Source organism: Microlunatus aurantiacus, assembly GCF_039536605.1.
Taxonomy (GTDB): Bacteria; Actinomycetota; Actinomycetes; order Propionibacteriales; family Propionibacteriaceae; genus Microlunatus; species Microlunatus aurantiacus.
Window position 1 is genome coordinate 1 of sequence record NZ_BAAAYX010000016.1, and the last position, 11,118, is coordinate 11,118.

Genomic DNA, 11,118 nt, shown 5'->3' on the forward strand with positions numbered 1-11,118 from the left:
TGGACATCCTTCCGAGGCCGAAGCCCCTGATCTCGGATGTCCGTCAAACCGGGTCACTCCCACTCTCCAGTCCCAGGTTTTTCAGCGCGCTCGCAGCCAGCACAAAGCGAACGGGATCAACCGAGACACCCACTCGTCAGTATCCATCGAGCACCGCGACTGAGCATCAGGTCGCAACAGCCTCTGACCCGGGCCTCACGCGGCACCAGACCGCACCCGCGCACCACCCTTTTCACGGCTCCATAGCCGTCCATGGACGAATGGGTTTTTCAGGAACTCCCGGTCCATCCGTAGGTCGGCGACCTCGGTCCGCAGCCGTTCCAGCTCGGCCCGCTCATCAACATCCAGCGCCGGTGGCGGGCTGTCGTCTCGAGCCCGTGCCTGCGCGACCCAGCGGCCCAGCAGCTGCTCACCGACCCCGATCTCTCGGGCCACGTGCGCGATCGGACGGCCGGTGTCGATCACCAGCCGGGCCGCCTCCCGCCGATACGCCGGCGTGTAGGACTTCCGCTTCTTCGAAGCCATGACAGACATCCTCTCCGCGGACCCGAAGGCCCGCTAACAAGGTGTCCGTCAAACGGGGTCAACCCCACCCGCCCAGGGCTTCGAGGGTGTTGGGCGGGCTCGCCGCACTGGCGTATGGCTATGAGGGTGAGGGCCGCTCGGTGTAGGGGGTTGGGTGAGAGGCACACGGGCGCTTTAGGAGCAGGGGCGGCTCGGTAGGACCGGTAGCGTGACCTCCTGGTCCAGCAGATGCGGCACCCTCGGTGAGCGGCGGCATCGTCGCCCTACTCGACGACGTGGCCGCCATGGCCAAGCTCGCGGCCGCCTCCGTCGACGACGTTGGCGCGGCGGCCGGCCGCGCCAGTGCCAAGGCGGCGGGCGTGGTGGTCGACGACACGGCTGTCACTCCGCGTTACGTCCACGGCTTCACCGCTGACCGCGAGCTGCCGATGATCAAGCGGATCGCGGTGGGGTCGCTGCGCAACAAGTTGCTGATCATCTTGCCGGTGATTCTCGTGCTCAGTGAGTTCCTGCCCTGGTTGTTGGCGCCCATCTTGATGATCGGCGGGATCTACCTGTGTTTCGAGATCTTGTTGCCGGTGCCAGTACCTAGTCGGGTAAGGGCGGACGTGCCTGGTGAGGAGTGACTGCCGGGCCCACCCGGACCCTGGTCGAGAGCCCATAGGGGATCGGTGGCCCACATGGGTGCGCGCAGGCCCGACGGGCTTGCAAAGCAGCGGAGAGAGCTTCGGCCGCTCTGCAAGTCGCACGGGGGGTCGAGGCGGTTCCGCGGCCGTCACCACTGGACAGCAGGCGTCACCCCGAACACGAACTTGTCGACAGCCAGGGCGGGAGTGTCACCGACGGACTTGAAGGTGAGGTAGACCCGGTGCCGGCCGGTGGTAGCAGCCACGTTGGCTGGAATGTCTCGGTAGGAACGCCAGCCGCCGGTGCTCCCGACGGAGAACGAGCCGATCGGAGCGGCCGTTGCCGAGTCCAGTCGAACTTCCACCAGGGCACTGGATCCGTCGGAGATCCCTGAGGCCACGCGAGCGACCAGGCTCTTCTTCTCCTGTGACCCGAAGTCGAGGTCGTAGGCCACAGAGTCACCGTTGCTCGCTTCGATCGCACCGTCCGCGCTGCGAACACCTTGCTGGGTGGCGTAGTTCTCCGCCTCGATCACGGCTGTCTGCTTCGGATCGATCGACGGAGGAGCGGTAGTGGTCGGAGTTGGCGCGGGTGCGCAGTCGGAAGGCGTTGGAGTCGATGACGCGCTAACAGTGGGTGTGGGCGTGGGCGTGGGTGTGGGTGTGGGTGTCGTGGGGGAGGGACTCGTGGTGGCTGACGGACTTGGGCTCGCGCCGGTGCCGCGGTAGGCGATCTTCACGTAGTCGACGAGCATGGGGACTCCGGGGCGGGTGGCTTGCGTGGGGCCGCCGCCCAGCGCCGCCGGGAACTGGCCACCGATGGCCACATTGAGGATCAGCCGGTAGCCGGCGTGGTCGCTCAGTGAGGCCCACACGTCGGCGGGCACCTGTGACTGGCGGACGGTATGGACTTGTTTGGAGTCCAGGTACCACCGCATCACGTCTTCGGATCCGGAACGGTCCCACTCGAAGGCGTACAGGTGTTGTTGTCCCCACAAGTCTCCGGTCTCCGGGGCGACTCCACCGTTGCTCAGGCCGACCGGCTCTGCACATGGCCCGCCCCATTGCGCGGCGTAGCCACAGTGAAGGGTCGACCAGTTCCGGTTAACCCCATTCACGGACTCAGCGAGGTCTGGTTCACCAGACGCCGGCCAGTCCCACCGTTGGGTGCGCTGGGTTGCCCCGAGGGCCCAGCAAGCCGGCCAGTAGCCCTTGGCGTCTTCGCCGTGCACGTCGGGCATGGCCAGCTTGCACTCCATGCGCATGGCGGCGCCGTCGGCGGGCTTATAGTCCGCCTTGGTCTCGGCACGACCCGAGGTCCACCGTCCCTGGGCGTCGCGCAGGGGAGTGATTCGCAGGAACCCGTCCTGCCGACGGATATTCTCGGTCGAACGTGTCATGGTCTCGATCTCGTCCGTGCCGAACCCATTCTGCGGTCCACCGGGATATCCGGTTCCTTCGATCACGTCCCAACCGGCCGTGGACGGGAGTCCGGCTCCGGTGAAGTCTTCTTCGAAGACCACTGTCCAGTCGTCGGCCGCAGCGGCTCGAATTGTGGTGAGCGACAGCGCAAGGATGAGCAGACCTAACAGGGTGGGAGCAACGATCTTGCGGGCGTTCATCGGAAGCCTCTTTCATCTCTAGGCCGTTCTAGGGGGCGGGCCGGCAGGCAGATCGGCAGCGTCAGGGTGTGTGACGTCAACTGTTGATCTCATAAATCTGTACGCGCTTGGTCGCCCACAGGCGCAAGACAGGCGGCAGCAGGGGCAGACCGGCGCGGCTAACACCATGGCGCCACGCCGGCGGCAACACGAATGTGTTAGACGCAACCGCTACGTGACGGGACCAATCCCATGGCTTGCGAGGAAAGCTTTCTGAGGTGGATCGCGATCGTTGTTCACCATGGACTCCATTGTGGGAGCGCTCTCACGCGGCTGTAACCTCACGTTAACGTTCGGCTCGAGCCGCGTCAATGGCTTCGTTCAGGTCGGCGTTGTGCCATTGGTCCAGTCACCCGCCCTTGACTTGATTCCGGCGAGTATGAGATGCCGTCGTCGGAGGCGTGCTGACCGCGCGCCTGATCTGGCAATGGCGCTGGTGATCTTGTCCATCGTGTTGTACCGAATGATCAGGAAGGTCGACACGGGACCGTACTCCGACCCGGCCTGGTAGATGGTGTCAAGAGTGGGTTACGACGATTTTGGCGACCCGGTGGCGCACGCGCAGATCATTGACCTAGTCTCCCGCTTGTGGAACGCGTTCCGCCCCGACATCGCCTTCAGCCTTCCGATCGGCCTCGGGCAGGCGGGGGGCGGGGGCTGCCTGCGTTCGCCGTGATCATCGGACTTCAGAAGAGTGCGGGCAACCGAACGGTCACGGCGATGATCCAACGCTACGACGCCTTCGAGCACGCGAAGGCAGGTGATAGGGCAGCCGGCAAGCGGACCATCACTGTGGGTGGCAGCACCCTTACCTCGGGGGAGATCAACGCTCTTGCGGACCTCTACGGAAGTCCCGACGACCTCCTCAAAGCGGATCCGTCGGAGCTGAAGGCCCTCGTCGCGCTGGTGCGCCGTCAGGTAGCGGGCGGCACAGTGGCGGAGTCGGAGTGGGATCGGGCGTCGGGTGGTCGGTACACCCAACTGAACCTCAAGAACTCGCCACACTTTGCGCCACGCAACTCCACGATCATCAACCCACCCTCGGGATCACCCACGCCGGGCCCCGACCATCTGACCACCTTCACCCGCTTCTACACCGAGACGGTAAAGGCGATCCAGGACTCTCAGCTCGAGTCCGACCCGGTCAAGAAGCAGGCTCTCGCTGACCGCTCGACAGCAACCGCAGGATTCGCCGAGCACTACCTCATGGACGCTTTCAGCGCCGGGCATCTGTTCAATAAAGACGACTTCATCGAGAAGCTGAGGACAAACCTGGACACCCTGGCGCCGGCAAACTTGACGGCGCTGTTCAACTCGGTCGCCATGGGAGTAATTGCCGACAAAAAGTCCAAGGACCTGCTGGACGACTACGAGACGGTGGACACACACTACGGATTCCACCCCAATTTCAGCCGCCCAGCGGCGTTCCAAGGGCTCTTGGAGCAGCTGTACAAGGACCCCGATGGACGTCAGGCGGTCTACAGCGGTCTAGTCAAGGTCGTCCACGACCAGCTCAGCAACAATCCCGCCGGAGCTGGAGCGGTTGGCGTCGATGTCGAGAACAAGTTCGAGAAGTGGGTCCTCAGCGGGGACCGTACCCTCGACAAGAGCGCTGACTCGCAGCGCATCATCACCAAGGCACTCGAACAGTTCCGCGCCGTCCTCGACGACCTCCGCTCTGCGCCTCGCTCGCTTCGGAGCCCGACCGAAGACATCGCCAAAGTCACCGACTACTTCCCGAAGCCGACCGCAGCGTCGCAGGTCGCCATCGCGCGGATGGTCACCAAGGCCACCGACGCCGCGGCGAGCGGGACCGGCGCGGCGCTGGTCGACATCCTCAAGGTTGAGCTTCCCTCCATTCTCGACGCTCTAGAGAAGCGTGGGAAGATCAAGAAGGCCTAGCTGCCTCAAGCGGTCCTGGCCGCTCGTTCGCCTCACCGGGGTGTCTCCTCGGCAACCGTATCGACTAGGGAAGACACGACCCGGCAGGTGCCCATCCCACCGCAGTCAGCGGGCGCCGTCTGGTTCCGCGGTTGATCCCTTAACGGAGCGTGACCGGCCTGCGACGCTCAAGGGTCAAGAAGTTGCCGGCCCGCCGTTGCCGCGCGGCGGGTCGGTGGCTGCTGTCGGCTGCAGCTCTAGCAGCTGGCATTCGGATTGATCCTCCCGCGCCCTGACGCTGCGTCGGCTGCAGCGGACCGAGCCGACGCGGGGCACCAGGGCCCATCGTCTAGAGTTCCCTCGTATGAGGCTGGCCGCCACGGAAGCTGACGTCTCATGACAGCCACGGAATCGATCGGCCGCGACCGGCCTGGCTGTGTAGTGGTCCGGGGGAATCCTCCCGCGGCCCTGGTGGCAACCGCATTGGCTGGCCTACACAGGATCGGGTCCGGGCGAGCTGTGGTGTTGGTGCGTCTCAGCCAGCCGACCCCGGTGGCTGCCGCCCTGGTGCATGCCGTGGTGGAGGAGCTGTTGCGGTGCGGTTGCGATCAGGTGATTGTCGCGGGCGCGGTCTCCACCGCCGACCGCGATCGCGGCTTCACCGATCTGGGACAGCTCGCCCGGATGGCGGGGCTACCCGGTCACACCGACAGCGGGATGCCGTACGACCTGATCGACTTGTGGGATTCGACGGTGCCCGCCGAAGTGCCACCGGGCAGTGTGCTCGCTGGGGGTGCGGTCTCCGCCGCCTGGGTGGAGGCCGACACCCGGGTGGTCGTCGGCCGCAGCACCACGGACATCTTCGACGGCTATCTCGGCTGTCTGTCGACCTTGATCGGCGTCGCTCCCGAAATACCGGGCGCTCGACCCGCGGACGTCGTCGCCGCGATCCTCGAGCACGCACCACCAGGTTTGGCCCTGGTCGACGCGACGGTGTCCAGCGATGGCCCCGACGGGGCCCGGCTGCTCCGCGAGCACGACACGAACACCGTGATCGCCGCCACCGACGCGGTTCTCGCGGATGCGGTGCTGGCCACCCTGCAGGGCGAGGACAGGTCGGCCTCCCCCCTCGTCGAGCATGCCCTGCGGGTGAGGGGCCACGTGATGGACCGGGTCGAGGGCGACCTTGCCCGGTTCGAGAACTGGCACGGTGTCTCACCGATCGTCCGGGCTGCTGCCTGTCGCGCCGCCTCTCACCCCCGCGCCGGCCGAGTGGTCGCCGCGGCCATCGGTGAGCCCGACATCGGTTCGGCCCCGGTGGATCGCGTGCTGACGGCGGTCAGGTCCGTGCTGACACCCCTGGTCCAGGCGTCGGGGGAGCCGGCGGGTCGTGCACCGCTTGTGCAGGTGCTGTCGGGTCTGGCCGGCGCCATTGACCAGGTCCGGGCCTGGACGGGTGTTGCGGCGAAGGGTCACGTTGAGCGGGTTGTGGTGCCGCTGGGGTTCGACCCGGCCGCGTATGAGGATGCCACCTACGATGAGCTTCCGGCGTTCCTGGCCCCGTTCGAACGGTTGCTGGAGGGCTTGCGGCCCAACGCGGACGGCATGCGGTGGTGCCTGGTCGACGGGGCCACGGTCTTCGCGGTCGAGCGGGAGATCGCGGTGGGCTTCGATGAGTTCGTCGATCGGGTGGATGTGGCCGCCGGCATCAGCTTGATGGCGGACTACCTCGGCGGGCGACGGGTGACCCTTTCGACCACCAGCGACGGTCGAGGCGAACGGCAGGCCGAGCGGAACCTTTACCTGCCGCAGCCCAACTATCTCGCGTTCTGGGGTGGCAAGCCGATCGACGTCTGCAAGATCGAGCTTGTGCAGCGCGATGCTCACGCGCATCGGCTGTACTGGCGCACCGTGGCGAGTCTCAACGGATCCGCGACGTTCGACGACGGTGTGCTGGCGTTCACCGACCTCGGTGCCGGCCGGATCCGCGTCGCCGTCCGTGGCCGGCAGCTCTTCACCCTCCCGGACGCCTGGGCGGGCTTCGACGTGACTAGCATGCCGGAGCTGCGGGATCCGCTGCTGGAGGAGGCCTACCGGCGGTTCTTCACCGTGACGTTCGACAATCTGGAAGCCTGCTTCGAGGGCCGCGACGCCACCATCGGGGTGGCACCACCCGACGGTGAGGTTCTCCTCACCGGAATGGTTGACCTGCTGCTCGACCTGGCCGGCTCGTGGTTGACTGACCGGGCGGGCGACACCGGGGCGGTTGGCGATGGAGGCGGCGAGCTGGATCGACACGGCTTCCGCCATGTTCGCGGTGACGGATGAAGATCGCGGTCACGGGCACCTCGGGACTGGTCGGCACCCAGGTCGTCCGAGCCGCACTTGAGGCAGGTCACGACGTCCGGGCTATCGTGCGCCGCGAGACGCCGGCCCGCACTCTGCCTGGTCGCGAGATTGAGCGGGTCCGGTCCGAGCTGGATGATGAGGTCAGTCTGCGGGCTGCCCTGTCGGGCGTCGACGGGTTGGTGCACTGTGCCGCGGTCTACGCGTTCGGTGACCAGCGGGCCGCCGAGCTCGACCGTGTGAACGTCGAGGGTACGAAGACCATCTTGCGGGCGGCTGCGCGCGCGGGCGTCAGCCGGGCGGTGATCACTTCCTCTGCGATCACCTGCGGTTCGAGTGCGGGACCGCTGGAGCGCGACGAGACCGATCGGCCGGGACCGGAGCGGGTGCCGCACTACTACGCAAGCAAGATCGCCCAGGAGCAGGCGGCGCTGGAGGCCGGCGAACGGGAGGGCTTGGCGGTGGTGCTCGCGTTGCCGAGTGTGGTGCTCGGTGGGCCGTACGTCCAGCTCGGTCCGAGCAACGCAATTGTGCTGCGGTACCTGCTGGATGCGACCCGCAGCACCTATCCGGGTGGCGCAAATGTCGTCGACGCACGCCACGTCGGCACCGGGCACGTCCAGCTGCTGGAGGCCGGCCGCGCGGGGCAGCGGTATGTGCTCGGTGGGGAGAACGTGACCTGGCGGACCCTGCACGCCCTGGTGGGGCAGCTGGCCGGTCTCCCGGGGCCTTACGCCGAGGCATCAGCCAGTGTGGCGTGGGCTGTCTCGGCCGTGGCGGAAGCGTGGGCGCGCGTCACTGACACTGCGCCGCTGTCGTCGCGGGAGGAAGCGCTCACCGTGGGTCGCTACTACTGGTACACGTCCGCTAAGGCCAGACACCTCGGCTACCAGCCGGGGACAGCGCGCCAGGCCGTGGCCAGCTCGTTGGCCTGGCTGGCCGCGGGTACGGAGCTGCCGCGGTGGGTCCGGGAGTCGCTCCGGCTGGCTCCGGAGGTCCGGGCGGCGCGACCGCTGGTTCCGCGGCCACTGCAGCAGTGAGGTCGGTTGCTGCGCAGGGGGGGTCGGCTCAGCGCGTGACCTCGATGTCCAGCTGCACTGTGGCCTGGTCGCCGCCGCTGATCACGACTGTCCCGCTGTAGTGTTCGCCCGCGGTGAAGGAGTCTGCGGACAGCTCCACTCCCACTGTCACGTCCTGCTCCTGGCCGGCCGGAACGGTCACCCTGGTGGGGTCCAGGTCGATCGTCGCGGCGATCACGTCTCCGGACGGGTTGCGCAGTGCGCCTGGCTGGAGGCGCACCGATCGTGCCCGGGTGTGCCGGTTGAACACCGTGACCAGTCCTTCCGCTCGGCCACCTAACCGCCCGCCGAGCTCCAACGTGATCACCCGCGGACTGGCTGCGGTGTCCGGATCCGCAGTGCCGTCGGTCGAGGCGGACGGTGGAGGGGGGTCGGCAACGTCGTCGGCCGGGCCAGGGCTGGACGATCGCCGGCGTGGGGGGCGCTGGACGGTGCGGACCGACGGATCCAGAAGATTCTTTGTCAGCTCGTTGCCCAGGAAGATCACGTCGCCGAGGTAGTCGACACTGAGCCGTCCCACGCTGAGCAGGTAGTGGGCGCCTTCGCGTCCGGCATCGCGCAGGTAGGTCCTACCGGCCTCGGTCCAGTCCTGTTCGCCGCTGAGGACATCTCGAGACATCTGGGTGGAGCGCTGCAGCAGGGCAGCCTGGCTGCGGAGTGACTGCCGGGCGAGCTCGCCGAGCCGCGCCAGGCCTTCCGCCGAGGATGAGCCGGTCATCGACATCGCCTTCCTGGTCGTAGCGGGCCCGCCCGCTTCCCTGCGATGGTAGGCCCAGCGCCGTCCGCGATCCATGCCCGCCGACCGGTCACCACTCATCAGGTCGAGGAATCAGGACTGATCAGGTAGGAGTGGTGGAACCCGAGTCGGGGATCCCCTCATTCGGCGAGGCCCGGGTCGTAGTCCTGCAACTCCGGCATCAGCACGCGATGCCGCAGCGTCAGGGACGGGTAGTCGTACACGGTGATGTGGTTCTGGCCACGATTGGCGGTAAACAGCAATGTCTGGTCCGTCGAGAGCTGGCAGGCGTAAATGCCGTCCACCAGGGCGCCCCGGCTGACCCGGAAGGACTCCGCGAACAGCTGCAGGTTGGTGAAGACGTTGCCTCTGCTGAGGCTCTCGACCACGGTCGACGCCGACTCCCGGCCATACCCCAGGCCTTCCAGGGCGGGGTGTTCGTCGATGATCCGGGTCTTCGACAGCGTCTGCAGGTCCACGAAGACGACCGTGGAGCTGCCGCCGGTACAGAAGATCAACTCCGTGTTCGAGATGGTGACGTCAGAGTTGATGTGGGCGGGCACGTCCCGGTCCGCGACCCAGTGCCTGAGCACCCGACCGTCGACGGCGTCGATCTCGAAGGCGTACTCCCGCAGCCACGCCATTCCCCAGTGCTGCCAGTCGTGACGGTCCGCGGGATGAACACGAAAAGACACCGCGTAGAACGTGTCGACCACCGGGTGGCAGACCAGGTGCCAGCAGGTCGTCGGCAAGGGAACGTGACGGACTTCGCCGGTGTGGCAGTCGAAGATGCCGACCTCACGGGCTTCGCCTTTCGTCGGATGGTCCATGCCGCCGTACACGATGAAGCGCCCGGACGCCGTGCGCTTCATGGCGTGCGGCACCTTCAGCTGGTGGGGCGCGACCTGGTCTGCTTTGCTGAGTCGGTTGACGTCGAACTTCCACAGATGTTCCCCGATGGAGGTCAGGAACTGCGTATCATCCAGCCACACCAGGTGGGTGCTGCCCTTGATCGTGGTGTCCGGGACCTCGAACCCGAGGGTCGACACCCGGTCGGCTTCCTCGAGCGTGTTCAGATCGTAGAACAGCAGGTGCTGACCGGTGTTGCCGAGGAACCCGACCCGGCGCGACGGATCGACGTTCGGAGCGTGGCCGCCGGAGGCACCACCGAAGTAGTTGATCTTGTACGCGTGGTCGCCGGTCGCGGGGTCGTACCGAAAGAGACAGATGCCGGCACGGCCTTCCAGACCGTTGAGACCGTTGCCGTCGAGGGCAATGTGGAACTCGTAGGGATAAGTGCGCACCGCAGATCCATCCTCGCCCCGGCTGATCCTGGTGGCAGGCAGCCTACCGGGTAGCGCGGTGACGGCATCTCACCTGTCGCACCGCACTCTCGGTGCCACGCCGAGACGAAGGCGAAGGGGTCCGGCTGGCCCGGGATATCGCGAGGACTATGCCTCGGAGTTTGAGGCGATCAGAGCCGTTGCGGACCCAGTTGTGGATGACCCCAGAGACGCTGCGGAAGTGGCTGCGGCAGGCCGCGGTCGACGCCGGTCGCTGATCCCGTCAACGGAGTCCGTGTAGACGCATTCGGGTAGTGAGAAGGAGGCGAATTGCGGGTCGCGGATGCCCGGATAGGGGGCGGACAGCTACCCGAGTGACGAGCCGCTGGTCGTCGATGTTAAGCGACCGTTATACGGAGATGGTGGATCGGGGTTCTCACCGGCCTGCTGCCAATTGGACGCCGGGAGAAGCGGCTGCAGCGGATCCGGCTGGGCTCGAAGGCGTCGAGGACCAAGGAGGGGACCCGGTCAGCCATCGTCGTGGGTTGGTCCAGATGGCAGGCGGGTGGCGACGCCGAGGAGGTAGTCGCCGCCGACGTAGGTGCGCCAGCGGTCGGCGGTGTGCAGCCCGTGGCAGGGTAGCTCGCCTCCCCGGCGGTGAGTCGGTGGTCGGGGCAGCCGGATTGTCGTCGAGGTCGTCGATGAGCGCCTGGACCTGCTGCAGCACCTGGCCGCGTCGTCCAACCCTGCAACGATTATCCCGTGATCGTTCTCGCATCGAGACGTCGTACGTCGGGTCGCTGATGTCGCCGACCCGCGGCGTACTCACCACCCGCCTGAGTCTCTAGGGCAGTCCTTCAGCGAGGGCATGTGAGAGCAACGCCTGCGCGGTCCATCGGAGTTGTCGCGCGGCCTCCTCTGGGATTGCCCCGTTTTGACGGACAGGTTCGATGGCTTGGTCAGGCTACCTGTGCGTACTGG

The 11,118-nt window shown here is 66.7% G+C and carries 8 protein-coding genes; 4 read left to right on the forward strand and 4 right to left on the reverse strand.

Going from position 1 to position 11,118, the window contains the following annotated elements; translation table 11 throughout:
• Window positions 1-195 precede the first annotated feature (195 nt).
• Complete coding sequence (locus ABD714_RS18075) at window positions 196-525, reverse strand: transposase (protein WP_344813841.1); 330 nt, start codon at window positions 523-525, stop codon at window positions 196-198.
• Between the two features lie 242 nt (window positions 526-767).
• Between ABD714_RS18075 and ABD714_RS18080 the strand changes: the two genes are divergently transcribed.
• A complete protein-coding gene (locus tag ABD714_RS18080; RefSeq protein ID WP_344813842.1) occupies window positions 768-1,151 on the forward strand; it encodes a DUF808 family protein in 384 nt (127 codons plus the stop codon).
• Window positions 1,152-1,300: 149 nt separating this feature from the next.
• On the opposite strand, the gene ABD714_RS18085 is transcribed toward ABD714_RS18080, so the two are convergent.
• Complete coding sequence (locus ABD714_RS18085) at window positions 1,301-2,773, reverse strand: carbohydrate-binding protein (protein WP_344813843.1); 1,473 nt, start codon at window positions 2,771-2,773, stop codon at window positions 1,301-1,303.
• Window positions 2,774-3,532: 759 nt separating this feature from the next.
• On the opposite strand from ABD714_RS18085, the gene ABD714_RS18090 reads away from it, so the two are divergent.
• From ABD714_RS18090 to ABD714_RS18100, 3 genes are all read left to right on the forward strand, one after another.
• Window positions 3,533-4,714, forward strand: coding sequence for a hypothetical protein (locus ABD714_RS18090; protein ID WP_344813844.1), 1,182 nt, complete (start codon window positions 3,533-3,535; stop codon window positions 4,712-4,714).
• A 501-nt stretch (window positions 4,715-5,215) separates the two neighbouring features.
• The gene (locus ABD714_RS18095; RefSeq protein ID WP_344813845.1) at window positions 5,216-7,021 is read left to right on the forward strand and encodes a DUF362 domain-containing protein; all 1,806 of its coding nucleotides are present in this window, start codon (window positions 5,216-5,218) and stop codon (window positions 7,019-7,021) included.
• Window positions 7,018-8,079, forward strand: coding sequence for an NAD-dependent epimerase/dehydratase family protein (locus ABD714_RS18100; protein WP_344813846.1), 1,062 nt, complete (start codon window positions 7,018-7,020; stop codon window positions 8,077-8,079). Before ABD714_RS18095 ends, ABD714_RS18100 begins: the two co-directional genes overlap by 4 nt.
• Before the next feature lie 28 nt (window positions 8,080-8,107).
• Here ABD714_RS18100 and ABD714_RS18105 read toward each other — a convergent pair whose 3' ends face one another.
• Together ABD714_RS18105 and ABD714_RS18110 are read right to left on the reverse strand one after the other, a co-directional pair.
• Entirely contained in the window at window positions 8,108-8,836 is a 729-nt protein-coding gene (locus ABD714_RS18105; RefSeq protein ID WP_344813847.1) for a hypothetical protein, read from the reverse strand.
• A 158-nt stretch (window positions 8,837-8,994) separates the two neighbouring features.
• The gene (locus ABD714_RS18110; protein WP_344813848.1) at window positions 8,995-10,158 is read right to left on the reverse strand and encodes a hypothetical protein; all 1,164 of its coding nucleotides are present in this window, start codon (window positions 10,156-10,158) and stop codon (window positions 8,995-8,997) included.
• Window positions 10,159-11,118: the final 960 nt, after the last annotated feature.